Below are 23,499 nucleotides of genomic sequence, written 5' to 3'. Positions count from 1 at the left end.
ACTGCGCTTATTATGTACCGTTTTAAAAGGATTTGGATAAAGGCCTGGAATATAAAAAGCCAACATAAAACTTACATCTTATGTTGGCTACATGTTACAAAACTCAGCTTACATATGCTGGATCATAGCATCGCCAAACTCTGAAGATTTCAGCAGTTTAGCGCCGTCCATCAGACGTTCGAAGTCATAGGTCACGGTTTTGGCGGCGATTGCGCCTTCCATACCTTTAACAATCAGGTCTGCGGCTTCGAACCAGCCCATGTGACGCAGCATCATTTCTGCGGACAGAATAACGGAACCCGGGTTCACTTTATCCTGACCTGCATATTTAGGCGCCGTACCGTGGGTGGCTTCAAACAGCGCGCATTCGTCGCCGATGTTTGCGCCAGGTGCGATACCGATACCGCCAACCTGCGCCGCCAGGGCGTCGGAGATGTAATCGCCGTTCAGGTTCATACAGGCGATAACGTCATATTCTGCCGGACGCAGCAGGATCTGCTGCAGGAACGCATCGGCGATCACGTCTTTGATAACGATCTCTTTGCCGGTGTTCGGGTTTTTGATCTTCATCCACGGGCCGCCGTCAATCAGCTCGCCGCCGAACTCGTCTTTCGCCAGCTGGTAACCCCAGTCTTTGAATGCGCCTTCGGTGAACTTCATGATGTTGCCTTTGTGCACCAGGGTCACAGAATCGCGATCGTTGGTGATGGCGTATTCAATCGCCGCGCGTACCAGGCGCCTGGTGCCTGCTTCTGAACATGGCTTCACGCCGATGCCGCACTGCTCAGGGAAGCGAATTTTCTTCACGCCCATTTCGTCGCGCAGGAATTTGATCACCTTATCCGCTTCCGGCGTACCGGCTTTCCACTCGATACCGGCATAGATATCTTCGGAGTTTTCGCGGAAGATCACCATATCGGTCTCTTCAGGACGTTTAACCGGGCTTGGCGTGCCGGTATAGTAACGGACCGGGCGCAGACAGATATAGAGATCCAGCTGCTGGCGCAGGGCCACGTTCAGGGAACGAATACCGCCGCCAACTGGCGTGGTCAGTGGGCCTTTAATCGCCACACGGTACTCTTTGATTAAATCGAGGGTTTCCTGCGGTAGCCAGACGTCCTGGCCGTACAGCTCTACTGATTTCTCACCGGTATAAATTTCCATCCAGGAAATTTTACGCTCACCGTTATAAGCTTTCTGCACGGCGGCATCGACCACCTTGATCATCACGGGAGAAACGTCGACCCCAATACCGTCACCTTCAATAAAAGGGATGATTGGATTGTTTGGGACGTTCAGCTTGCCCTGATCCAGGGTGATTTTCTGACCTTCCGCCGGAACAACTACTTTGCTTTCCATTAACCTCTCCTTCGAGCGCTTTTTTGTTAATGATTTGTAAGATGCGCGTCAATACTACTCGAATATTCACGCCGCGCCAATCTTCACCGCTTTGCGTTATAATGCGCCCATTGTGAACAAGTGCAAAGACTATGCGTAAATCTTCCGTTAATAATCACCGCCTTAAACGATTCAGCCCGGCCCGCAGCGCCAAAGCCGCCGACAAGGGGCCAAGGCGTGTTATCGTTTTTAACAAACCCTTTGACGTCCTGCCGCAGTTCAGCGACGAGGCAGGCCGCAGCACGTTAAAAGATTTTATTCCCGTTAGCGGCGTTTATGCTGCCGGCCGTCTGGACCGCGACAGCGAAGGCCTGATGGTGCTGACCAACGACGGCGCGCTGCAGGCTAAGCTGACGCAGCCGGGCAAACGCACCGGAAAAATCTATTATGTTCAGGTGGAAGGTGCACCGGGCGAGCGTGATATTCAGCCGCTGCGCGATGGCGTTAATCTGAAAGATGGCCCTACACTGCCCGCTGGCGTAGAAATCGTCGAGGAGCCGGAGTGGATTTGGCCGCGCAACCCGCCGGTACGCGAGCGCAAGGCTATTCCCACCAGCTGGCTGAAAATCACTTTATTCGAGGGTCGGAACCGTCAGGTGCGGCGCATGACCGCCCATATCGGCTTCCCTACCCTGCGTCTGATCCGCTTTGCTATGGGCAATACGGAGCTGCAAAACTTATCGCCCGGCGAATGGCGCGACGTCACCGGCGACTTTCCCCTCTAAGCCTGCAAGGAGTCAGCATGTTTAAACCGCACGTTACCGTAGCCACCGTCGTTCAGGCGGAAGGCCAGTTTTTGGTGGTTGAGGAAATGGTGCGCGGCCGCGCCACCTGGAACCAGCCCGCAGGCCACCTGGAAGCCAACGAGACCCTGCTGCAGGCCGCCGCGCGCGAGCTGTACGAGGAGACGGGCCTGGAGGCCGTTCCTCAGGTTTTTCTGCGGCTTCATCAATGGATCGCGCCCGACAATACGCCATTTCTACGCTTTTTGTTCGCGCTGGATTTACCGAAAATGCTGCCGACCAGCCCTCAGGATCGCGATATCGATCGCGCATTATGGTTGCCGCCGGAGGCGATTATCGGCGCGAAAAAGCTCCGTTCGCCGCTGGTTGCCGAAAGTTTGCGGATTTATCAGCAGGGCGTACGCTATCCGCTTGAGGTGCTGAGCGCGTTCCAGTGGCCCTTTAGCGAGGATGCGCCCGCCGCCGACGCGTGGTAGAATATGCCGCAATTTTAAAGTGCAGCCTTTAACTGCAACTCAAAGTCGGGTATTTCTCATGTCATTAGGTAAAAAAGTGATCGTCGGTATGTCCGGCGGCGTGGACTCCTCCGTTTCCGCCTGGTTACTGCAACAGCAGGGCTATCAGGTTGAAGGCCTGTTTATGAAAAACTGGGAAGAGGACGACGGTGAGGAATACTGTACCGCAGCGGAAGACCTGGCGGATGCGCAGGCGGTCTGCGACAAGCTGGGCATCCACCTGCATACGGTGAACTTTGCGGCGGAATACTGGGACAACGTGTTCGAGCATTTCCTCGAAGAGTATAAGGCTGGCCGCACCCCTAACCCGGATATTCTCTGCAACAAAGAGATCAAATTCAAAGCCTTCCTGGAGTTCGCGGCCGAAGATCTGGGTGCGGATTTTATCGCTACCGGTCACTACGTGCGTCGCCGCGACGTTGACGGCAAAAGCCAGCTTTTGCGCGGTCTGGACGACAACAAAGACCAAAGCTACTTCCTCTACACGCTGGGCCATGAGCAAATTGCGCAGAGCCTCTTTCCGGTTGGTGAACTGACCAAGCCAGAAGTGCGCCGCATTGCCGAAGATCTGGAACTGGTGACGGCGAAGAAGAAAGACTCTACCGGCATCTGCTTTATCGGCGAACGCAAGTTCCGCGATTTCCTGGGGCGCTATCTGCCCGCTCAGCCCGGCGCTATCGTCAGTACGGAAGGCGACGTGGTGGGCGAGCATCAGGGGCTGATGTATCACACGCTGGGCCAGCGCAAAGGACTGGGGATCGGCGGCACCAAAGAAGGCAGCGAAGAGCCGTGGTACGTGGTGGATAAAGACGTGGCGAACAATCTGCTGGTGGTTGCGCAGGGTCACGACCATCCGCGCCTGATGTCGGTCGGGCTGATCGCCCAGCAGCTGCATCTGGTCGACCGCGAAATTATCGCCGCGCCAATGCGCTGCACGGTGAAAACCCGCTATCGCCAGAGCGATATTCCCTGTACGGTAACGCCGCTGGGTGCCGATCGGCTGGAAGTGCGTTTTGACGAGCCGGTCGCGGCGGTCACGCCGGGCCAGTCCGCCGTGTTCTATCAGGGTGAAATCTGTCTGGGCGGCGGCATTATCGAAGAGCGTCTGCCGCTTTAAAAAGGTTATGCCGGGCGGGCCTCTGTCCGGCGGCGCATACAGGAGTTACCGTGGCGAAAAATTATTACGACATTACGCTGGCCCTCGCGGGCATCTGCCAGGGCGCGCACCTGGTGCAGCAGCTGGCGCATCAGGGACACTGCCCGCCCGAGTCGCTAAAGGTGTCGCTGTCGAGCGTGGTCGATCTCAACCCCTCCTCGACGCTCGCCGTTTACGGTGGCAAAGAAGAGAACCTGCGCTTCGGGCTGGAGACGCTGATTGCCGTGCTGAACAGCAGCAGCCGTCACGGCGCGGGCGCGGAGCTGACGCGCTACACCCTGAGCATGATGGTGCTGGAGCGCAAGCTGAGCGCCAGTAAAACCGCGCTGGACGAACTCTCAAAACGCATTGCGCAGCTGGATCGCCAGCTGGCGCATTACGACCTGGAATCCGATACGCTGCTGAGCGCTATGGCCGCCATCTATGTGGATGTGATTAGCCCGCTTGGCCCGCGTATCCAGGTCACCGGCTCGCCCGCCGTGCTGCAAAACTCGCAAATTCAGAGCAAAGTCCGCGCCGCGCTGCTGGCCGGTATTCGCTCCGCCGTACTCTGGCATCAGGTAGGCGGCGGCCGCCTGCAGCTGATGTTTTCACGCAATCGCCTTGTGAAAGAGGCGAAACAAATTTTATCCCGTTGTCCCCAACCTCTTTAATCTTCAGGAGTTACACTGATGGAATTATCCTCTCTGACTGCCGTCTCCCCTATTGATGGCCGTTATGGCGACAAAGTCAGCCCGCTGCGCGCTATTTTCAGCGAATTTGGCCTGCTGAAATTCCGCGTTGAGGTTGAAGTACGCTGGTTACAGAAACTGGCCGCCTGCGCAGAGATCAAGGAAGTTCCTGCATTTGACGCTGACGCAAACGCTTACCTTGATGCAATTGTCGCTAATTTCAACGAAGAAGACGCCGCGCGTATTAAAACCATCGAGCGTACCACCAACCATGATGTCAAAGCGGTTGAGTATTTCCTGAAAGAGAAAGTAGAGCCGGTTGCCGCGCTGCACGCCGTATCTGAATTTATTCACTTCGCTTGTACTTCTGAAGATATCAACAACCTCTCGCATGCGCTGATGCTTAACACTGCGCGTCGTGAAGTCATCGTGCCCTACTGGAACAAAATTATCGCGGCGGTTAAAGACCTGGCGGTACAGTATCGCGATATTCCGCTGCTTTCCCGTACGCACGGCCAGCCCGCCACGCCTTCCACGCTCGGCAAGGAGATGGCGAACGTCGCCTACCGCTTTGAGCGCCAGCTGCGTCAGCTGGAGCGCATCGAGGTGCTGGGTAAACTCAACGGCGCGGTCGGCAACTACAACGCCCACATCGCCGCCTACCCGGAAGTGGACTGGCACCAGATGAGCGAAAGCTTCGTCACCTCGCTGGGCATTACCTGGAACCCCTACACCACCCAGATCGAGCCGCACGACTACATTGCCGAAATGTTTGACTGCATCGCGCGCTTCAATACCATTCTGATCGACTTCGATCGCGACGTGTGGGGCTATATCGCGCTGAATCATTTCAAACAGAAAACCATTGCGGGCGAAATTGGTTCCTCCACCATGCCGCACAAGGTCAACCCGATCGACTTTGAAAACTCCGAGGGCAACCTGGGTCTGGCTAACGCCGTGATGCAGCACCTGGCAAGCAAGCTGCCGGTTTCCCGCTGGCAGCGCGATCTGACCGACTCCACGGTGCTGCGTAATCTGGGCGTCGGCATGGGCTATGCGCTGATCGCCTATCAGGCGACGCTGAAAGGCGTGTCCAAACTGGAAGTGAACCGCGATCGCCTTCTGGACGAGCTGGATCACAACTGGGAAGTGCTGGCGGAACCAATCCAGACCGTGATGCGCCGTTACGGTATTGAAAAGCCTTACGAAAAACTGAAAGAGCTGACTCGCGGCAAGCGCGTGGATGCCGCAGGCATGAAAGCCTTTATCGATGGTCTGGCGCTGCCGGAAGAAGAGAAAACCCGCCTGAAGCTTATGACGCCCGCCAACTATCTGGGCCGCGCGGTGCAGATGGTCGACGAGCTGCCGTAATTTTCCGCGCGACGTCTGGTTCGCGCTACATCAGAAGGCCGACGCAAGTCGGCCTGTGTTAATCTATTGTTTATCTGCTTTAACCTATACTTTCCTCAGATCGTAATCGGCCCCGGTCTTTGACCGAATCTACTGAAAGGATAATGTTATGCGCGTATTGATTGTGGAAGATAATCCCTTACTGCGTCATCATCTGGCCGTGCAGCTGCGCGAAATGGGCCATCAGGTAGATGCGGCGGAAGATGCCAAAGAAGCTGACTATTTTCTTACCGAACATACCCCCGATATTACCCTGGTCGATTTAGGCCTGCCGGATGAAGACGGCATGACGATGATCCGCCGCTGGCGCGGTCTGGAAGTCAAACAGCCGATCCTGGTGCTGACGGCTCGCGAAGGCTGGCAGGCTAAGGTAGAAGCGCTGGAAGCCGGTGCCGATGACTACGTGACCAAGCCTTTTCATATTGAAGAAGTGGTGGCCCGTATGCAGGCGCTGATGCGGCGCAACAGCGGCCTGGCTTCACAAATCATCTCGCTGGCGCCTTTTCAGGTCGATCTGTCGCGGCGCGAGCTGAGCGTCAACGAGCAACAAATTAAGCTGACCGCTTTTGAATACACCATTATCGAAACGCTGATCCGCAATGCCGGTAAGGTCGTCAGCAAAGATTCGCTAATGCTCCAGCTTTATCCCGACGCTGAACTGCGTGAGAGCCACACCATCGACGTATTGATGGGGCGCCTGCGTAAAAAAATTCAGGCCGTCTGGCCGCAGGATGTGATCACCACCGTCCGCGGGCAGGGTTATCGGTTCGATCTTTAATGACGTTACTTCGTCCTGATACGCCTTTTTCACTGCGCGCCCGCTTTCTGTTAGCTACGGCGGCGGTCGTTCTGATCCTGTCGCTCTCTTATGGCATGGTGGCCGTTGTCGGCTACGTGGTCAGTTTTGATAAAAACACCTACCGGGTAATGCGCGCGGAGAGCAATCTCTTTTTTACGCTGGCGCAGTGGCAGAATAACCAGTTAACCATTGCCCAGCCCGAGCGGGTATCGCTTAACTTCCCTACCCTGGTTTTTATCTATAACGAGGACGGCAAGCTGCTGTGGCAGCTGCGCGACGTGCCGGAGATCCGTTCTCGCATCAAGCGAGAATGGCTTAAGCGCGCTGATTTCTATGAAATTGATGCCGATAACAACATCAGTCGCCAGGCGCTGGGCGATAATAAGGAAGCGCAAAATAAGCTGACCGCCTATGACGACGATAACAACGATACTTTTACCCACTCGGTAGCGGTAAACCGCTACGCGGCGACGCCGACCCTTCCGGCGTTGACCGTGGTCGTGGTGGATTCTATTCCTCAGGAGCTGCAGCATTCCGACGTGGTATGGTCGTGGTTCAGCTATGTGCTGCTGGTCAACCTGCTGCTGGTCATTCCTTTGCTGTGGCTGGCCGCGCACTGGAGCCTGCGGCCGATAGGCCTGCTGGCCGCACAGCTGCGCGAGCTGGAGCACGGCACGCGCGAAACCCTGGCCGACGAAACGCCGCAGGAGCTGCAAAGCCTGGTGCGCAACCTGAATTTCCTGCTGGATAACGAGCGTCAGCGCTACACCCGCTATCGCACCACGCTCAGCGATCTGACCCACAGCCTGAAAACGCCGCTGGCGGTGCTGCAAACCACGCTGCGTTCGCTGCGCGGCGGCCGCAACCTTTCCGTCGAGCAGGCCGAACCTATTATGCTGGAGCAGATCAGCCGTATCTCGCAGCAGATCGGCTACTATCTGCACCGTGCCAGCATGCAGGCCGATCACAACGTGCTGAAGCGCGAGCTGCATTCCGTGCCGGCGCTGCTGGACAGCCTCTGTTCGGCACTGAACAAGGTTTATCAGCTGAAAGGCGTGGAGCTGACGCTGGATATCTCGCCGGAAATTACCTTTGTCGGCGAGCAAAATGACTTTATGGAAGTGCTGGGTAACGTGCTGGATAATGCCTGCAAGTACTGCCTGGAATTTGTGGAAATCCGGGGTCGCCAGACCGACGATGAGCTGCATTTGATCGTGGAAGACGACGGGCCGGGCATTCCGGAAAGCAAACGCGATATGATTTTTATTCGCGGTCAGCGCGCCGACACGTTGCGTCCCGGCCAGGGCATTGGTCTGGCCGTAGCGCGCGATATCGTGGAGCAGTATGCCGGCGATATCATCGCCACCACCAGCGAACTGGGCGGCGCCCGAATGGAAGTCATCTTCCGCCGTCAGGAAGTGGTCGGCGAAAAACCCTGAAGGCGGCTATTTGCGGCGGCGGCCGCAAATGCTTTTCCCTGCCATCCTTTCCGACTGTTATAATCGATGAAATTCAGCGTTTCAGGAAGACCCATTATGGATTATCAGCTCGATCTCAACTGGCCCGATTTTATCCAGCGCTATTGGCAAAAGCGTCCCGTCGTGCTCAAGCGCGGCTTTAAAAATTTTGTCGATCCTATTTCGCCGGACGAGCTGGCCGGTCTTGCGATGGAAAACGAGGTCGACAGCCGCCTGGTCAGTCATGACAACGACAAGTGGCAGGTCGCGCACGGGCCGTTTGAAAGCTTTGACCACCTTGGCGAAAACAACTGGTCGCTGCTGGTGCAGGCGGTCGACCACTGGCACGAGCCTTCGGCCGCGCTGATGCGCCCTTTCCGCTTTCTGCCGGACTGGCGCACTGACGATCTGATGATCTCCTTCTCCGTGCCCGGCGGCGGTGTTGGTCCGCATCTGGATCAGTACGATGTCTTTATCATTCAGGGCACCGGCCGTCGCCGCTGGCGCGTGGGCGAAAAAGTGGCCATGAAGCAGCACTGTCCGCATCCGGACCTGCTACAGGTCGAGCCGTTCGACGCGATTATTGATGAGGAAATGGAACCGGGCGATATCCTTTATATTCCGCCAGGATTCCCACACGAAGGCTACTCGCTGGAAAGCGCGATTAACTATTCCGTTGGCTTCCGCGCGCCAAGCGGCCGCGAGCTGATTAGCGGCTTTGCGGACTATGTGCTGTCGCGCGAGCTGGGCAGCCGTCGCTTTACCGATCCGGACGTGCCAGCGCGTGAAAATACCGCAGAAATTCTGCCGCAGGAGCTGGACGGTATCCGCGAAATGATGCTGGAAGTGATTAACCAGCCGGAACACTTTAACCAGTGGTTTGGCGAGTTTATCTCCCAGTCCCGCCACGAACTGGATGTGGCGCCGCCGGAACCCCCTTACCAGCCGGATGAGATTTACGACGCGCTGCAACAGGGCGACAGCCTGCAACGTCTGGGCGGCCTGCGCGTGCTGTCTATTGGCGATGCCGTGTTCGTTAACGGCGAGCAGCTTGAATCGCAGCGGCCGGACGCATTGCGGGTGTTAGCGAATCAGCATTCCGTGCACGCGGCGGATCTGGGCGAGGCGCTGGACGATCCGTCTTTCCTGGCGCAGCTGGCGGCATTGGTTAACAGCGGCTACTGGTACTTCAGCGAAGAAGAATAACCGTAACGGCCCTGATTTCAGGGCCGTTTTTACTTGCTCAGGATTTTTTCGCTTTTTCCGCCGTCAGCGCCGCGATGCGCATAATCACCGTCACCGTTTTTTCCATAATATCCAGCGAGGCGAACTCGTGCTTGCCGTGATAGTTATAGCCGCCGGTAAAAATGTTCGGGCAAGGCAGTCCCTTAAACGACAGCGCCGCGCCGTCGGTCCCGCCGCGTATCGGCTTCGTCACCGGCTCCACGCCGCTTTCCCGCATCGCCTGTAGCGCCAGCTCAATAATATGCGCATGCACTTCGACCTTTTCGCGCATGTTGTAATAGCTGTCTTCCGTCTGCACCTCAATGCTGACGCCCGGCTGTTTGCCCTCGCTCAGCGTGGCGGCGATATCTTTCATCACCTGTTTTCTGGCTTCAAAGCTGTCGCGGTCGAAATCGCGGATGATGTAGTGCAGCTCCGCTTTATCCACGCTGCCTTTGATACCGTGCAGATGGTAAAAGCCCTCATAGCCTTCAGTCTGCTCCGGCACCTCTTTTTCCGGCATGGCGGCGTGAAAACGCATCGCCAGATCCAGCGCGTTGACCATTACGCCTTTAGCGCTGCCGGGATGCACGTTGTTGCCGACAATCTTCACGGTAGCGGAAGCGGCATTGAAATTCTCATATTCAAACTCGCCCAGATCGCTGCCGTCGATGGTATAGGCCCACTCGGCGCCAAAAGCCGCCACGTCGAAACAGCTGGTGCCTTTGCCTATTTCTTCGTCCGGGGTAAAAGCGATGCGGATATCACCATGCGGCACGTTCTCGCTTTTCAGCCGGGCGATAGCCGTCATGATCTCCGCCACGCCCGCTTTATCATCCGCGCCCAGCAGCGTTTTACCATCGGTGGTGATCAGCGTGTGGCCCGTCAGGCGGTGCAGCACGGGGAACATCACCGGCGACAGCACCTCATCGCCAATGCCCAGCGCGATGTCGCCGCCGCGATAGTTCTCAACGATCTGCGGATTAACATTTTTACCGGTAAAGTCCGGCGACGTGTCCATATGGGCGATAAACCCGATGGTTGGTACAGGCCAGGCAACGTTTGCAGGCAGGGTCGCCATAACGATGGCGTGCCCGCTCAGCGTGACGTCGCTCAGCCCCAGCGCTTCCAGCTCCTGTTTTAACTCACGAGCCAGCCGCCATTGCCCTTCCGTACTGGGAACCTGCCGAACATGTGCTTTGGACTGCGTGTCGAATGAAACATAGTGCAAGAAGCGTTCGAGTAAATTTGTCATCTGCCTTCCCTCTGAGTGCGGACGGTTATTATCTGTTATTTTGCCCGACGTTTATTGCGTCAGGTCAGTTACCTGCTCGGATCCTGCGGCTTCGGCGCGCCCCCGCCCGGAAGGCTAAAGGCGCACGGATAGTGGATCAGACTGTAAAAACGCACCGGCGCTGTGCCGTCATTGCGGTAGCTGTGCGGCGTATCGGCCTGAAAACGCAGCCCTTCGCCTGCTTTAAGCGTATGCCATTGCGCGCCGGTCGCCAGCCGGAGTTCGCCTTCAATAACGACAACGTGTTCAATTACGCCGCGCTCATGGGCGGAAGACTCGCTGAGCGCGCCGGCGGCCAGCTCAACCACCAGCATGTCAAAACCCAACTGGCGATCGAAGGGAAACAGCGGGCTGGCCTGCATGGTCGTATGCTGCTGTCGCCAGCCATCGGTTCCTACGCTGCGAAGAAAGGCGCTCTCAGGGGCGGGGTCGGCAATAAAATGCGAGAAAGGCACGTTAAAACCGGTCGCTATCTTCCATAGCGTCGCCACGGTTGGGCTGGATTCGCCGCGTTCTACCTGGCCAAGCATCGCTTTGCTGACGCCTGTCTGCACGGCGGCTTCCGTCAGGCTCCAGCCGCGCGCCAGGCGCAGCGCTCTCAGAATACGACCAGGTTCCGGTAGTGTTTGTGGCATCAAAACTCCCCCGTTTTTTTCCTTAGCATAACACTTGTGCGTTATAGCGCACAGTGCTAGCTTGTGCGTTATAACGGTCAATCGGGAGAGGATCATGCGTCCTGCCTTTTCTTTACGTCACCTGACTTTTCCTGCCGTGGTGGCGGGATTTGTCGCGGTGCTGGTGGGCTACACCAGCTCTGCCGCCATTATTTTCCAGGCCGCCGGGGCCGCCGGCGCAACGGCGGCGCAGACTGGCGGCTGGCTAAGCATGTTGGGTCTGGCAATGGGCGTGACCTCAATTGGGCTGTCGATCTATTATCGCGCGCCCGTGCTGACGGCCTGGTCCACGCCGGGCGCGGCGCTGCTGGTCACCAGCCTGCCCGGCACGCCGATGCCGGAAACCATCGGCGTATTTATCTTTGCTTCCGGGCTGATTTTTCTCTGCGGCGTGACCGGCCTGTTTGCACGCCTGATGAACCATATTCCGCAGGCGATTTCCGCCGCCATGCTGGCGGGTATTTTATTGCGTTTTGGTCTGGATGCTTTCGCCTCGCTGCAGCCTGATTTTACGCTGACGGCCAGCATGTGCCTGGCTTACCTGTTAGCGCGCCGTTTTCTGCCGCGCTACGCCATTGTGCTGACGCTGCTGGTGGGTCTGGCCGTCGCGGCGATAAAAGGAGAGATCCACCTTTCGCAGCAGCCGCTGACCTTTGCCGTGCCGGCATTTATCGCGCCGCATTTTAGCTGGTCATCGCTGCTCGGCATTGGCGTTCCCTTTTTTATAGTGACGATGGCCTCACAGAATGCACCCGGCATCGCCACGCTGAAAGCGGCAGGCTATCCGGTGCCCGTTTCGCCGCTGATGAGCTGGACCGGGCTGGCTTCGCTGCTGCTCTCTCCTTTCGGCGGTTTTTCCGTCTGTATCGCGGCCATTACGGCGGCAATCTGTATGGGGCCGGACGTGCATCCCGATCCGCAGCGTCGCTACTGGGGCGCGGTCTGCGCAGGCTTTTTCTATCTGCTGGCGGGCCTGTTTGGCGGCGCGATTGGTCAGCTGTTCAGCGCGCTGCCGCCTGCGCTTATTCATACCCTCGCCGGGCTGGCGCTGCTGGGAACAATAGCGGGCAGCCTGCAGCGCGCGCTGGCGGAGGATAAACAACGTGACGCGGCGGTGATTACCTTTCTGATCACGGCGTCGGGCCTGTCGCTACTGGGGATTGGCGCGGCGTTCTGGGGGCTGGTGGGTGGGATAGTGGCGCATCTGGTTTTTTGTTTGCCACGCCGCCAGGACGGGTTGCCGATTTGAACGCTATTTTACCGGCTGGCGTGACTGCCGTTGCGCCAGAGACTATGCGCGCGGCCTGCTGTATCAGCCACGCTGCCAAAGGCAAAGCACAGATACAGTCGTGACTCAGAGCGCTAATCACCTTGCGAGCCTCCTCGCTATAATGAGGATTACCCGGCGCGCTGCGTGCCGGGCGCAACCAAAGAGGTGAAATTTGATTAAATATAGCGTGTCATACCCGAACGTTGAAAACGGTGAGTTCGATCATGACTACTATCGCGATGTGCATCTGCCGCTGATCCAGGCAAGGATGGGCGACTATCTGGTGTCCTTCTCCATCGACAAAATCATTGGCACACCTGAAGGTACGCCAGCACCTTATGTTGCCGCCTGCCATCTGGTTTGCCGCTCTGTCGAGGATCTGCAAAAAGGCATGGAAGGCCATATCGATGAGATTGTGGGTGATGTGGCAAACTTTACTAATATCAAGTCAGTGAAGTGGATTTCTGAAGTCGTGGCGTAACACTGGCGAAAAGGCGGAAGCCATCCCGCCTGAACTGCATTTTTGCCTGAGAAACGTAACGGCAATCATATACACAATCGCAAAAGCCATGCAGAAAAAGGACGGCAGGTTGCCGTCCCATATGGCATGGGTTACTTGATCTTCGCCAGCAGACGCTGCACAAATTCCGGCACCACCTCGCTTGCCAGTCCGTACTCTTTCTCTTCGAATTCGCTGCCGACCTGGCTTGGCTCCAGGTTCAGCTCGACGGTGTGGGCGCCCTGCAGTTTCGCCTCATGCACAAAGCCCGCCGCCGGATAGACGTGGCCGGAGGTGCCGATAGCGATAAAGTAGTCCGCCTGCGCCAGCGCCTGATAGATCTCATCCATCTGTAGCGGCATTTCGCCAAACCACACCACGTGCGGCCGCAGCACCGACGGGAACTGACAGCAGTGGCAGCGATCGTCTTCCTTGACGTCTTCCTGCCAGTGCAGCACCTGGCCACTGGAGACGCAGCGTACCTTCAGCAGCTCGCCGTGCATATGGATAACGTTACGGCTGCCCGCGCGTTCGTGCAGGTTATCAATATTTTGCGTTACCAGCAGAAAGTGGTCGCCCAGCGCGGCTTCCAGCTCGGCCAACGCTTTGTGCGCCGCATTGGGCTGGATATCGCCGCTGGTTAGCTGGCGACGGCGGGCGTTATAAAACGCCTGCACTTTTTGCGGATCGCGCGCGAAGCCTTCCGGCGTCGCCACGTCTTCCACCTTGTGCTCCTCCCACAGGCCGTCGGCAGCCCGGAAAGTGCGGATCCCCGACTCGGCAGAGATACCTGCGCCGGTCAGGACAACAACTCGCGGTAAAGGATGCATGGCGATCTCCAGATTGCGGTCGCGTTCGAAAATGCGCTGACGCAAACGCTGCTGCACCTTGCGTCGGGTTTTCTTGTAGCGAGCCAGTCTCAGCCGGCGACGGGGTGTACGCATGTTAAATCCTCTAATCCTTAATGTGCAAAAAAGCGGCGCCGCGCGTGCCGCCTGCATCGCCATGGCGGGCTTTGGCAAAACGCGGCGGCTTTGCTCGCGGCAGCAGATGCGTTGCCACCTGCTGCTCCAGCCCGTCGTAAAGCGCGTCAAAACCAGACAGCCCGCCGCCCAGCACCACCAGATGCGGATCCACCAGCGTCAGCCAGTTTGCCAGGCAAACGGCCAACAGCGCCTGATAGCGGGCGGTATGGGCTATGGCCTGCTCGTCCCGTTGATAATAACGGCTGGCGATTTCCGGCGCACTGAGATCTGACTGATTATGCAGCCGCCACAGGCGGGCAAAGCCCGGCCCGGAAAGCCACGGCTCGATACAGCCGCGCTTGCCGCAGCCGCAGAGGGGCTGCGCCACGTCGCGGCCCAGCACTTCCAGCGCATCCAGCGGCAGCCGCATATGGCCAAACTCGCCTGCGACGAAGTTGCGTCCGGTCAGCGGTTTGCCTTCCACTATCAGCCCGCCACCCACGCCGGTGCCCAGGATCAGCCCCAGCACCACCGGATAGGCTTTGAACTCGTCGTCCCAGGCTTCCGACAGCGCAAAACAGTTGGCGTCATTATCAATACGCACTTCCCGCCCCAGCCGCTGGCTCAGATCCGCCTGCAGGCGCTGTCCCTGCGCCGCCGGCACATTGGCGGTAAAGACAGTGCCGTCATCCGGCACGGGCAACCCAGGGATGCCCATACCGACGCTGCCCCGCGTGCCGCAGAACTTATCGGCTTCGTCCGTCATCGCCGCCAGCCTGTCGAGCAGCTGCGCGTAATCATGCGTGGGCGTGGCGGCGCGCTGGCTCCAGATAAGCTGGCGCTGCTCGTTATAGACGCCAAGCGCGATTTTGCTGCCGCCGACGTCAAAGCCGTAATACATGTTACTGCCCACTCAGCACGCGCGCCGGATCGATGCGGCTGGCGCGTCTGGCCGGATACCAGCTGGCGATCAGGCTCAGCAGCAGCGAGGTAAGCAGCACGATGCCCACATCCTGCCAGTGCACTTCTGACGGCAGAAAATCGATAAAATAGATATCGCCGGACAGGAAGTGGTAGCCGGTTAAGGTTTCGATACCGTGGATAATCGGCGTCAGGTTAAAGGCCGCCAGCACGCCGACCACCACGCCGCTGACGCTGCCCAGCAGGCCAGCCATCAGCCCGTACCAGACAAAAATAGCGCGGATCAGTCCGTCCCTGGCGCCCAGCGTGCGCAGCACCGCAATATCGCCGCTCTTGTCCTTCACCGCCATGACCAGCGTGGAGACAATGTTAAAACAGGCCACGCCGATCACCAGCACCATTGCCAGATACATAATGGCGCGGATCATCTGGATGTCGCGGTACATATAGCCGTAGGTGCCAATCCAGCTGCGGATATAGACATAGGCGTGCGTCACTTCGCCCGCGTCCCGCACCAGCTTCTGCGCGGCAAACGGATTGGTCATCTTCAGCGCGATGCCCGTGACACTGTCACGCATCGCCAGATAATTTTGCGCATCCTGCAACGGCACCAGCGCCAGGCTGTGATCCAACATCCCGCTCAGCGCCAGAATGCCGCTGACCTGAAGGCGCACGCGTTTCGGCTGGAGCAGCTTATGTTCGGGATCGCTGTTGGGGATCATAATAGTCAGCCAGTCGCCCTGCTTTACCTTCAGGCTGTTGGCGACGCCCTGACCTAAAATAATCTGCTGCTTGCCCGCGCCGAAGCTTTGCCAGGCATTATTCTGCACATAGGCAGGCAGCGCGCTCAGTTTGGTTTCCTGCTGCGGATCGACGCCTTTAACCTGGATCGCCTGAAGCTTTGCGCCGCTCTCAATCAGGCCGGTGAAATTGATATAGGGTGCAGCCGCCGCAATGCCCGGAACCTGCTCCACCTTCGGCAGCAGCGACTGCCAGCCGGTAAAGGGCTGGTTGACCGGTTCGATTTCACCGTGCGGCACCACGGCCAGAATGCGGTTATTCAGCTCGCGTTCGAAGCCGTTCATGGCGCTGAGGCCAATAATCAGCACCGCCACGCCCAGCGCAATGCCAACCGTAGAGATCGCTGAAATCAGCGATACCATACCGCCGCGACGGCGCCCACGGCTGAAGCGCAGGCCCAGGAGCAGAGAAAGAGAACTTGCCATTACGCCATGCCCGCCAGCGTCAGTTCTTCGCTGAGCACGCCGTCACGCATTTCCATCTGGCGGTTAAGCCGCTTCGCCAGATGCAGATCGTGCGTCACCACCAGAAAAGCGGTGCCCTGACGCACGTTCAGTTCGCCCAGCAGATCGAAAATGGCGTCGGCGTTGCGCGCGTCCAGGTTGCCGGTCGGCTCATCCGCCAGCACCAGACGCGGATTGTTTACCAGCGCGCGGGCAATCGCCACGCGTTGCCGTTCCCCGCCCGAAAGCTCGGAAGGCCGGTGCGCCGCCCGCTTTTCCAGACCAACCGCACGCAGCATATCAATGGCTTTCGCCTCGGCCTGCGCCTTGCTGGCCTTGCCAATCAGCAGCGGCATGGCGACGTTTTCCAGCGCGCTGAAATCGGGCAGCAGATGGTGGAACTGATAGATAAAGCCCAGCTCGCGGTTGCGCAACTCCGCCTTTGCCGACGAAGACATGCCGTTCAGCGACTTGCCGTTAAACACCACGTCGCCGGAGGTTGGCGTATCCAGCCCGCCCAGCAAGTGCATCAGGGTGCTTTTGCCGGAGCCGGAGCTGCCAACAATCGCCATCATTTCGCCAGGCGCCACGCTGAAAGAAACATTACGCAAGACGTCCGTCTGGACGCTGCCTTCCTGGTAGCGTTTGCACAGGTTGTCGCACTGCAACAGAATCGGGTTACTCATAACGTAAAGCCTCAGCGGGTTGAACGGCGGCGGCGCGCCAGGAGGGATAGAGCGTGGAAAGCAACGCCACGGCCATCGCGATAACAACAATGGTGGCCACCTGAACGGCGGAAATCTCGACGGGCAGCGCCGCGCCATCCAGGAAGATGCCGATCAGCGGCATCAGATTATTCAGCTGGCTGGCAAGCAGCACGCCCAGCAGCGCGCCGACCAGCGAGCCAACGATGCCGGCGGTTGCGCCCTGCACCATAAATACCAGCACAATTTGCCGGCGGGTCAGCCCCTGAGTTTGCAGGACCGCCACTTCGCCCTGCTTTTCCATAATCAGCAGGCCCAGCGAGGTGATGATATTAAACGCGGCGACGGCGACAATCAGGCTGAGCAGCAGCCCCATCATGTTTTTCTCCATCTTCACCGCCTGGAACAGCTCGCCCTTGCGCTCGCGCCAGTCTTTCCAGACCAGGCCGTCCGGCAGCTTCTGCTCGCTGAGCGTATCCACCTGGAGAGGTTTGTCCAGCCACAGCCGCCAGCCGGTGATATGGCCAGCCGGATAGCGCATCAGGCGCGAGGCGTCCTGCTGGTTGACCAGGATCTGATAGCCGTCCACCTCGCTGTTGGCGGCGAACGTGCCGATAACGGTAAACAGGCGCTGGCTGGGCAGCCGCCCCATCGGCGTAAACTGGCTGGCGGACGGCACCATCAGCCGCAGCTGGTCGCCGCGCTTCAGCCCAAGCTGTTCCGCCAGCTGTTCGCCGACGATAATGCGGTACTGATTGGGCTGTAGGTCGCTCTGCTTCACATTGGCGAGATACGGCGTCAGCGGATCCGGCTCGTCAGGGTTGATGCCCAGCATAACGCCGACGCCGACGCTGCGGGCGCTTTGCAGCACCACGTCGCCGGTGGTCAGCGGCGTGACGCGACTGACGCCTTTCAGCTGCAGCGAATCCGCCGGCACCTGCTGCGGGTCGATCGAGCCTTTCTCGCTGCTAATCAGCGCCTGGGGCATCAGGTTTAAGGTGCTTTTTTCCAGCTCGTGTTCAAAGCCGTTCATCACCGACAGCACGGTGACCAGCGCCAGCACCCCCAGCGTGATGCCGATGGCGGAAAGCCAGGATACAAACCGCCCGAAGCGGTCTGATGCTCGCCCGCGCATATAACGCAGGCCGATAAATAACGCGACAGGTTGATACATGTAATCCGTCTTCTGGCGGTAATAAGGCAAAAAGTGATCGAAGATGATAAAGGTTAGCCCGGCGTTATGGAACCTCTAAGCCGCTGACTCTTTTGCTAAGTTTTGTTATCTCTTGCGACACGCGCTTTTATTGGCGAAATATCACACTAAAAACGACCGTTAATTACTCAATTATTACGCAAAAAAGGGCATAGACTTAATTATCCCTTAAAGGGAGCAGCGTAGAGTAAAGGCGGGAGTGGTCATAATGTCAAAGTATGAAAAAGGCAGTATTGTCCGGCATAAAACGGGCGAAATTAAAGGACTGGTCGTCAACGTGTTTGAACAGGGCGATGCGCCGGCGGGCTATTACGTGAAGTGGGACGATGGCAATCACAGCTATCACGGCGAAAAAGAACTCATTTGGGCAAACATTGACCGACCCAGAATGCACTACACCCAACAATCGCCGAAATAGAGGTATACTCGGTTAGCCGAACAGGAAACGCGTCGTTTTCTGCTCTCCCTTTATGTGAAGAGACCGACTAACTGACTATGCCTGAACAAGCCCGATATACCCTGCCAGCAAAAGCAGGCGACCAGCGCCAGCTGGGACAATTAACCGGTGCCGCCTGTGCGGTGGAATGTGCTGAAATCCTGGCGCGACACGGCGGCCCCGTGATGCTTATCGCACCGGATATGCAAACCTCGCTGCGGCTGCAGGATGAAATCCGCCAGTTTACCGATGAGCCGGTATTAACGCTGGCCGACTGGGAAACGCTGCCTTTCGACAGCTTTTCGCCGCATCAGGAAATCATCTCTTCCCGTCTCTCCACGCTTTATAATCTGCCCTCGCTGGAAAAAGGCGTGCTGATCCTGCCGGTTAACACGCTGATGCAGCGCGTCTGTCCGCACAGCTTTCTGCATGGCCATGCGCTGGTGATGCGCAAGGGCCAGCGCCTGTCGCGGGATACGCTGCGTTCCCAGCTGGAGCAGGCAGGCTACCGTCACGTCGATCAGGTGATGGAGCACGGCGAATACGCCACGCGCGGCGCGCTGCTGGACCTCTATCCGATGGGCAGCGAGCAGCCTTACCGCATCGACTTTTTCGATGATGAAATCGACAGCCTGCGCCTGTTCGACGTCGACAGCCAGCGCACGCTGGAAGAGGTCGAGGCGATCAATCTTTTGCCCGCGCACGAGTTTCCTACGGACAAAGCGGCCATTGAGCTGTTCCGCACCCAGTGGCGCGAGCACTTTGACGTCCGACGCGAGGCCGAGCACATTTACCAGCAGGTCAGCAAAGGCACGCTGCCGTCCGGTATCGAATACTGGCAGCCGCTCTTTTTTGAGCAGTCGCTGCCCGCGCTGTTCAGCTATCTTCCGGCCAATACGCTGCTGATTAACACCGGCGATCTGGAAGGCGCAGCGGAACGCTTCTGGCAGGAAGTGATGGCGCGCTTTGAAAACCGTCGCGTCGATCCGATGCGTCCGCTGCTGCCGCCGGAAAAGCTGTGGCTGCGCACCAACGAACTGTTCAGCGAGCTGAAAAACTGGCCGCGCGTGCAGCTGAAAAACGAGGCGCTGCCGGAAAAGGCCGTCAACACTAACCTGGGCTATCAGCCGCTGCCCGACCTGGCCGTCCAGGCGCAGGCGAAAGCGCCGCTGGATGCGCTGCGTCGTTTTCTGGAATCGTTCAGCGGCCCGGTGATTTTTTCGGTAGAGAGCGAAGGCCGTCGCGAGGCGCTTCAGGAGCTGCTGGCCCGCATCAAGCTGGTGCCGAAGACCATTCACGCGCTGCATGAGGCGGAGCAGCCCGGCGCTTACCTGATCGTCGGCGCCAGCGAGCACGGCTTTATCGACAGCCTGCGCAACCGCGCGCTGATTTGCGAAAGCGATCTGCTGGGTGAGCGCGTCAGCCGCCGCCGTCAGGACACGCGCCGCTCTATCAACCCGGACGTGCTGATCCGCAACCTGGCCGAGCTGCATCCCGGCCAGCCGGTGGTGCATCTGGAGCACGGCGTCGGCCGCTATATTGGCCTGACCACGCTGGAAACCGGCGGCATCACGGCGGAATACCTGATGCTGACCTATGCCGGCGACGCCAAACTCTACGTGCCGGTCTCCTCGCTGCATCTGATTAGCCGCTATGCCGGCGGCGCAGACGAAAACGCGCCGCTGCACAAGCTCGGCAGCGATGCCTGGTCGCGCGCGCGGCAGAAAGCAGCGGAAAAAGTCCGCGATGTGGCGGCCGAGCTGCTGGATATCTATGCTCAGCGAGCGGCCAAAGCGGGCTTTGCCTTTAAGCACGATCGCGAGCAGTATCAGCTGTTTTGCGACAGCTTCCCGTTTGAAACCACGCCGGATCAGGCGCAGGCGATTAACGCGGTGCTCAGCGATATGTGCCAGCCGCTGGCGATGGATCGCCTGGTGTGCGGCGACGTCGGCTTTGGTAAAACCGAAGTGGCGATGCGCGCCGCTTTCCTCGCGGTAGAGAACCACAAGCAGGTTGCGGTGCTGGTGCCGACCACCCTGCTCGCCCAGCAGCATTATGACAACTTCCGCGATCGCTTCGCCAACTGGCCGGTGCGCATTGAAATGCTCTCCCGTTTCCGCAGCGCGAAAGAGCAGGCGCAGATCCTGGAAGAAGCGCGTGAAGGCAAAATTGATATTCTGATCGGCACCCATAAGCTGCTGCAAAGCGAAATCAAATGGCGCGATCTGGGGCTGCTGATTGTGGATGAAGAGCACCGCTTCGGCGTACGCCATAAAGAGCGCATCAAGGCGATGCGGGCCGATGTTGATATTCTGACGCTGACCGCGACGCCTATTCCCCGCACGCTGAATATGGCGATGAGCGGCATGCGCGACCTGTCGATTATCGCCACGCCGCCTGCCCGTCGTCTGGCGGTGAAAACCTTTGTCCGCGAGTTCGATAATCTGGTGGTACGCGAAGCTATCCTGCGTGAAGTGCTGCGCGGCGGCCAGGTTTATTACCTCTATAACGACGTGGAGAACATCGAAAAAGCCGCCCATCGCATTGCGGAGCTGGTGCCGGAAGCGCGCGTCGCCGTGGGGCATGGCCAGATGCGCGAGCGCGATCTGGAACGGGTGATGAACGATTTCCATCATCAGCGCTTTAACGTGCTGGTCTGCACCACGATTATTGAAACCGGCATCGATATCCCGACCGCGAATACCATTATTATCGAGCGCGCCGACCATTTTGGCCTGGCGCAGCTGCATCAGCTACGCGGCCGCGTGGGCCGTTCGCATCATCAGGCCTATGCGTGGCTGCTGACGCCGCATCCAAAAGCGATGACCACCGACGCGCACAAGCGTCTGGAGGCGATCGCCTCGCTGGAGGATCTGGGCGCCGGTTTTGCGCTGGCAACGCACGATCTGGAAATTCGCGGCGCGGGCGAGCTGCTGGGCGAGGATCAGAGCGGTCAGATGGAGACGATTGGCTTCTCGCTGTATATGGAGCTGCTGGAAAACGCCGTGGACGCGCTGAAGGAAGGCCGCGAGCCGTCGCTGGAAGATCTGACCAACAGCCAGACCGATATCGAACTGCGGATGCCGTCGCTGCTGCCGGACGATTATATTCCGGATGTGAATACCCGCCTGTCGTTCTATAAGCGCATCGCCAGCGCGCAGCAGGAAGGCGAGCTGGACGATTTGAAAGTGGAGCTTATAGACCGCTTCGGCCAGCTGCCGGACCCGGCGCGCAACCTGCTGGATATCGCCACGCTGCGCCTGCTGGCGAAGAAAATTGGCATCCGGCGCGTTGAAGCGAGCGAGAAAGGCGGTTTTATCGAGTTTGCGGAGAAAAACAAAGCCGACCCGTCCTGGCTGATTGGCCTGTTGCAAAAAGAGCCGCAGAACTGGCGGCTTGACGGCCCAACGAAGCTGAAGTTTGTGCGCGACCTCGCCGAGCGCAAGCTGCGGGTGAAATGGGTGCGCGACTTTATGACGCAGGTGCTGGAAAACGCCGCCTGATGCGTCTGCTGCCGTTGCCGCCTGCCCTCAGCAGGCAGCAACGGCGTGCTTTACCGACAGGTGCACGGTTAGCCTGAGCATAACAGGCTAACACGATTATTCTCCGCTAAAGCTCTGCACGCCGCGCTATTATTCGTTCGACGAAATGCCCAACATAAAGCCATCTATCTCTTCTATTTTAATCCTTAACAGCCCGTTTTTATGATGCGAGAACTTTTCCGATCCTAACCGGAAGGCGACATCTTTCAGATGCAAAAAGTTAAGCGGCACTGACGCGTCGTCATCTTCCGGCGTGTAGTACGCCTCGCCGGTGCGTTTAAAATAATTCGCTATCGCCTGCTCTACCGTGCCTTCCTGCGCGTCGCCAAAAAACTCGACGATTTTCTCGTAATATTCCTTACCGGAAATGGTGTTGCCCGTTACCAGCGCGCCTTTTACAAACAGCGTAACGCCCAGGCCGACGCCCAATTTACTGGCGATATTAGCGATAAAGTTCAGATCGGCGTCGCGCATTTTACTGGCGAACACGTTAGTCATTTCACTTTGTTCAGACATGCCGTTCTCCTTGCCGTTATAAAGGGGATCTATCAACTACCTTAATGAGTTTAGTGGAGAACGGGTCGCTGACCAGTCGGACGCCGATCGCCGATTTTCCGCCGCTGGCCGTCTGGCGAGGATTGCCTGTCTGCCCCGACTTGCCGTTATTTATCGTTGAATAGCCTGTCGTCCGGCACAGAAATCGGTTTCAGCAATGGTAAAAAAAGATATTAACCAGGCGAGGTACGTCAGAGAAAAACATTAATGCAGTTTGTGGAACTGCCTCGCATTTTATCGTTGCGTTTTCAGCGAGTTTGCACAGGAGAAGGCGTATATTTAAGCAATGAGGGAAGACAGGAAGAAGGAGAAGAGAGGTGTTTTTAGCGCGGTAATAACGGGGTGGAGCCCGCTATCACCGCTAACCACAAATAACTGTTTGGGAGTTAATCATGGCTAAGAAGGATTGTAAGTCAGAACCGCGCGTAACTGAAGCGCCGCAGCCGACCACTCGCTGCGAGTTTTACAGCCGCGCCGCGCACCGAGCGATATTTTTACGCGGCGAGTGGATAGAACAGGCAGGCTTTGCCGAAGGGATGCCGCTGAAAGTACGCGTGATGCCGGAATGTATTGTGATCACGGCGCAAAACGGCCGCGAGCTGTGGGGCTGTGTTGAGGGATTGAGCGTAGCGCATATCAATCATAAAAAGGTGAAGCAGTGGATAAAGGATTTCCCCGGCGCGTTGCAGGATAGCGACGATGCACCAGTGTTCAGGCGGAGTAACGGGGGCTTTGTGTAAGCCATCCTGGCTTGCTGGCTTGCTGGCTTGCTGGCTTGCTGGCTTGCTGGCTTGCTGGCTTGCTGGCTT

Annotated in this window: 22 protein-coding genes; 13 read left to right on the top strand and 9 right to left on the bottom strand. The window is 58.0% G+C overall.

All coding sequences use genetic code 11. The features are described from left to right. Positions 1 to 108: 108 nt before the first annotated feature. A complete protein-coding gene (gene icd / locus QCD69_RS08685; protein ID WP_301251733.1) occupies positions 109 to 1,359 on the bottom strand; it encodes an NADP-dependent isocitrate dehydrogenase in 1,251 nt (416 codons plus the stop codon). Positions 1,360 to 1,490: 131 nt separating this feature from the next. On the opposite strand from icd, the gene rluE reads away from it, so the two are divergent. The 8 genes from rluE (at position 1,491) to QCD69_RS08645 (ending at position 9,355) form a co-directional block, all read left to right on the top strand. Continuing rightward, positions 1,491 to 2,123: a 23S rRNA pseudouridine(2457) synthase RluE gene (gene rluE, locus QCD69_RS08680; RefSeq protein ID WP_301251732.1), complete on the top strand. Its 633-nt coding sequence runs from the start codon at positions 1,491 to 1,493 to the stop codon at positions 2,121 to 2,123. A gap of 17 nt (positions 2,124 to 2,140) precedes the next feature. Further along, positions 2,141 to 2,617 (top strand): NUDIX domain-containing protein, encoded by a 477-nt coding sequence (locus tag QCD69_RS08675; RefSeq protein ID WP_125289649.1) that lies wholly within the window; start codon positions 2,141 to 2,143, stop codon positions 2,615 to 2,617. A 58-nt stretch (positions 2,618 to 2,675) separates the two neighbouring features. Next, a complete protein-coding gene (mnmA, locus tag QCD69_RS08670) occupies positions 2,676 to 3,773 on the top strand; it encodes a tRNA 2-thiouridine(34) synthase MnmA (RefSeq protein ID WP_125289648.1) in 1,098 nt (365 codons plus the stop codon). A gap of 50 nt (positions 3,774 to 3,823) precedes the next feature. Then, positions 3,824 to 4,465: a high frequency lysogenization protein HflD gene (gene hflD / locus QCD69_RS08665; protein WP_125289647.1), complete on the top strand. Its 642-nt coding sequence runs from the start codon at positions 3,824 to 3,826 to the stop codon at positions 4,463 to 4,465. An 18-nt stretch (positions 4,466 to 4,483) separates the two neighbouring features. Then, on the top strand, positions 4,484 to 5,854 hold the full coding sequence (gene purB / locus QCD69_RS08660; RefSeq protein ID WP_125289646.1) for an adenylosuccinate lyase: 1,371 nt from the start codon (positions 4,484 to 4,486) through the stop codon (positions 5,852 to 5,854). A 148-nt stretch (positions 5,855 to 6,002) separates the two neighbouring features. Further along, positions 6,003 to 6,671 (top strand): two-component system response regulator PhoP, encoded by a 669-nt coding sequence (gene phoP / locus QCD69_RS08655; RefSeq protein ID WP_125289645.1) that lies wholly within the window; start codon positions 6,003 to 6,005, stop codon positions 6,669 to 6,671. Continuing rightward, positions 6,671 to 8,131: a two-component system sensor histidine kinase PhoQ gene (phoQ, locus tag QCD69_RS08650; protein WP_125289644.1), complete on the top strand. Its 1,461-nt coding sequence runs from the start codon at positions 6,671 to 6,673 to the stop codon at positions 8,129 to 8,131. Before phoP ends, phoQ begins: the two co-directional genes overlap by 1 nt. A 96-nt stretch (positions 8,132 to 8,227) precedes the next feature. Continuing rightward, entirely contained in the window at positions 8,228 to 9,355 is a 1,128-nt protein-coding gene (locus tag QCD69_RS08645; protein ID WP_253454551.1) for a ribosomal protein uL16 3-hydroxylase, read from the top strand. Between the two features lie 37 nt (positions 9,356 to 9,392). Here the strand turns inward: QCD69_RS08645 and pepT are convergent, their stop codons facing one another. Next, complete coding sequence (gene pepT, locus QCD69_RS08640) at positions 9,393 to 10,628, bottom strand: peptidase T (protein ID WP_253454552.1); 1,236 nt, start codon at positions 10,626 to 10,628, stop codon at positions 9,393 to 9,395. A gap of 68 nt (positions 10,629 to 10,696) precedes the next feature. Further along, positions 10,697 to 11,302 carry a helix-turn-helix domain-containing protein gene (locus tag QCD69_RS08635; RefSeq protein WP_301251731.1) on the bottom strand — a complete coding sequence of 202 codons (606 nt, stop codon included), beginning with the start codon at positions 11,300 to 11,302 and terminating at the stop codon, positions 10,697 to 10,699. 94 nt (positions 11,303 to 11,396) lie between these two features. Here QCD69_RS08635 and QCD69_RS08630 point away from each other — a divergent pair, with 94 nt between their 5' ends. Both QCD69_RS08630 and QCD69_RS08625 read left to right on the top strand, forming a co-directional pair. Further along, the gene (locus tag QCD69_RS08630; protein WP_253454554.1) at positions 11,397 to 12,590 is read left to right on the top strand and encodes a benzoate/H(+) symporter BenE family transporter; all 1,194 of its coding nucleotides are present in this window, start codon (positions 11,397 to 11,399) and stop codon (positions 12,588 to 12,590) included. A 208-nt stretch (positions 12,591 to 12,798) separates the two neighbouring features. Further along, the gene (locus tag QCD69_RS08625) at positions 12,799 to 13,092 is read left to right on the top strand and encodes an EthD family reductase (protein WP_301251730.1); all 294 of its coding nucleotides are present in this window, start codon (positions 12,799 to 12,801) and stop codon (positions 13,090 to 13,092) included. Positions 13,093 to 13,223: 131 nt separating this feature from the next. Here the strand turns inward: QCD69_RS08625 and cobB are convergent, their stop codons facing one another. Genes cobB through lolC form a run of 5 tightly spaced genes read right to left on the bottom strand, consistent with a single transcriptional unit; the run spans position 13,224 to position 18,118 of the window. After that, positions 13,224 to 14,054: a Sir2 family NAD+-dependent deacetylase gene (gene cobB / locus QCD69_RS08620; protein WP_253454556.1), complete on the bottom strand. Its 831-nt coding sequence runs from the start codon at positions 14,052 to 14,054 to the stop codon at positions 13,224 to 13,226. 10 nt (positions 14,055 to 14,064) lie between these two features. Further along, positions 14,065 to 14,976, bottom strand: a complete 912-nt coding sequence (gene nagK / locus QCD69_RS08615) for an N-acetylglucosamine kinase (RefSeq protein ID WP_253454557.1) — start codon at positions 14,974 to 14,976, stop codon at positions 14,065 to 14,067. A 1-nt stretch (position 14,977) separates the two neighbouring features. Continuing rightward, entirely contained in the window at positions 14,978 to 16,222 is a 1,245-nt protein-coding gene (gene lolE, locus QCD69_RS08610) for a lipoprotein-releasing ABC transporter permease subunit LolE (RefSeq protein WP_253454558.1), read from the bottom strand. Then, positions 16,222 to 16,926: a lipoprotein-releasing ABC transporter ATP-binding protein LolD gene (gene lolD, locus QCD69_RS08605; protein WP_125289636.1), complete on the bottom strand. Its 705-nt coding sequence runs from the start codon at positions 16,924 to 16,926 to the stop codon at positions 16,222 to 16,224. Before lolD ends, lolE begins: the two co-directional genes overlap by 1 nt. Beyond that, entirely contained in the window at positions 16,919 to 18,118 is a 1,200-nt protein-coding gene (gene lolC, locus QCD69_RS08600; protein ID WP_301251727.1) for a lipoprotein-releasing ABC transporter permease subunit LolC, read from the bottom strand. Before lolC ends, lolD begins: the two co-directional genes overlap by 8 nt. 247 nt (positions 18,119 to 18,365) lie before the next feature. Between lolC and QCD69_RS08595 the strand changes: the two genes are divergently transcribed. Together QCD69_RS08595 and mfd are read left to right on the top strand one after the other, a co-directional pair. Further along, positions 18,366 to 18,575, top strand: coding sequence for a hypothetical protein (locus QCD69_RS08595; RefSeq protein WP_125289634.1), 210 nt, complete (start codon positions 18,366 to 18,368; stop codon positions 18,573 to 18,575). 77 nt (positions 18,576 to 18,652) lie between these two features. After that, a complete protein-coding gene (gene mfd / locus QCD69_RS08590; protein WP_253454560.1) occupies positions 18,653 to 22,096 on the top strand; it encodes a transcription-repair coupling factor in 3,444 nt (1,147 codons plus the stop codon). Between the two features lie 129 nt (positions 22,097 to 22,225). Here the strand turns inward: mfd and gvpU are convergent, their stop codons facing one another. Next, positions 22,226 to 22,651 carry a gas vesicle accessory protein GvpU gene (gene gvpU, locus QCD69_RS08585; RefSeq protein WP_253454561.1) on the bottom strand — a complete coding sequence of 142 codons (426 nt, stop codon included), beginning with the start codon at positions 22,649 to 22,651 and terminating at the stop codon, positions 22,226 to 22,228. 431 nt (positions 22,652 to 23,082) lie between these two features. Here gvpU and QCD69_RS08580 point away from each other — a divergent pair, with 431 nt between their 5' ends. Continuing rightward, positions 23,083 to 23,430, top strand: a complete 348-nt coding sequence (locus tag QCD69_RS08580; RefSeq protein WP_301251724.1) for a SymE family type I addiction module toxin — start codon at positions 23,083 to 23,085, stop codon at positions 23,428 to 23,430. Positions 23,431 to 23,499 lie beyond the last annotated feature (69 nt).

The organism is Erwinia sp. PsM31 (assembly GCF_030433775.1).
Taxonomy (GTDB): Bacteria; Pseudomonadota; Gammaproteobacteria; order Enterobacterales; family Enterobacteriaceae; genus Erwinia; species Erwinia aeris.
Note: the sequence above shows the minus strand (reverse complement) of the source record. Positions and strands in the feature narration are given on the sequence as shown.

Excerpts from the sequence above, each read along its gene's own strand:
- QCD69_RS08630 (WP_253454554.1), top strand. The coding sequence starts at position 11,397 with ATGCGTCCTGCCTTTTCTTTACGTCACCTGACTTTTCCTGCCGTGGTG.
- mnmA (WP_125289648.1), top strand. The coding sequence starts at position 2,676 with ATGTCATTAGGTAAAAAAGTGATCGTCGGTATGTCCGGCGGCGTGGAC.
- cobB (WP_253454556.1), bottom strand. The coding sequence starts at position 14,054 with ATGCGTACACCCCGTCGCCGGCTGAGACTGGCTCGCTACAAGAAAACC.
- QCD69_RS08595 (WP_125289634.1), top strand. The coding sequence starts at position 18,366 with ATGTCAAAGTATGAAAAAGGCAGTATTGTCCGGCATAAAACGGGCGAA.
- lolC (WP_301251727.1), bottom strand. The coding sequence starts at position 18,118 with ATGTATCAACCTGTCGCGTTATTTATCGGCCTGCGTTATATGCGCGGG.
- QCD69_RS08645 (WP_253454551.1), top strand. The coding sequence starts at position 8,228 with ATGGATTATCAGCTCGATCTCAACTGGCCCGATTTTATCCAGCGCTAT.
- rluE (WP_301251732.1), top strand. The coding sequence starts at position 1,491 with ATGCGTAAATCTTCCGTTAATAATCACCGCCTTAAACGATTCAGCCCG.
- pepT (WP_253454552.1), bottom strand. The coding sequence starts at position 10,628 with ATGACAAATTTACTCGAACGCTTCTTGCACTATGTTTCATTCGACACG.
- QCD69_RS08635 (WP_301251731.1), bottom strand. The coding sequence starts at position 11,302 with ATGCCACAAACACTACCGGAACCTGGTCGTATTCTGAGAGCGCTGCGC.
- lolE (WP_253454558.1), bottom strand. The coding sequence starts at position 16,222 with ATGGCAAGTTCTCTTTCTCTGCTCCTGGGCCTGCGCTTCAGCCGTGGG.
- QCD69_RS08675 (WP_125289649.1), top strand. The coding sequence starts at position 2,141 with ATGTTTAAACCGCACGTTACCGTAGCCACCGTCGTTCAGGCGGAAGGC.
- gvpU (WP_253454561.1), bottom strand. The coding sequence starts at position 22,651 with ATGTCTGAACAAAGTGAAATGACTAACGTGTTCGCCAGTAAAATGCGC.
- phoQ (WP_125289644.1), top strand. The coding sequence starts at position 6,671 with ATGACGTTACTTCGTCCTGATACGCCTTTTTCACTGCGCGCCCGCTTT.
- nagK (WP_253454557.1), bottom strand. The coding sequence starts at position 14,976 with ATGTATTACGGCTTTGACGTCGGCGGCAGCAAAATCGCGCTTGGCGTC.
- phoP (WP_125289645.1), top strand. The coding sequence starts at position 6,003 with ATGCGCGTATTGATTGTGGAAGATAATCCCTTACTGCGTCATCATCTG.
- QCD69_RS08580 (WP_301251724.1), top strand. The coding sequence starts at position 23,083 with ATGGCTAAGAAGGATTGTAAGTCAGAACCGCGCGTAACTGAAGCGCCG.
- lolD (WP_125289636.1), bottom strand. The coding sequence starts at position 16,926 with ATGAGTAACCCGATTCTGTTGCAGTGCGACAACCTGTGCAAACGCTAC.
- mfd (WP_253454560.1), top strand. The coding sequence starts at position 18,653 with ATGCCTGAACAAGCCCGATATACCCTGCCAGCAAAAGCAGGCGACCAG.
- purB (WP_125289646.1), top strand. The coding sequence starts at position 4,484 with ATGGAATTATCCTCTCTGACTGCCGTCTCCCCTATTGATGGCCGTTAT.
- icd (WP_301251733.1), bottom strand. The coding sequence starts at position 1,359 with ATGGAAAGCAAAGTAGTTGTTCCGGCGGAAGGTCAGAAAATCACCCTG.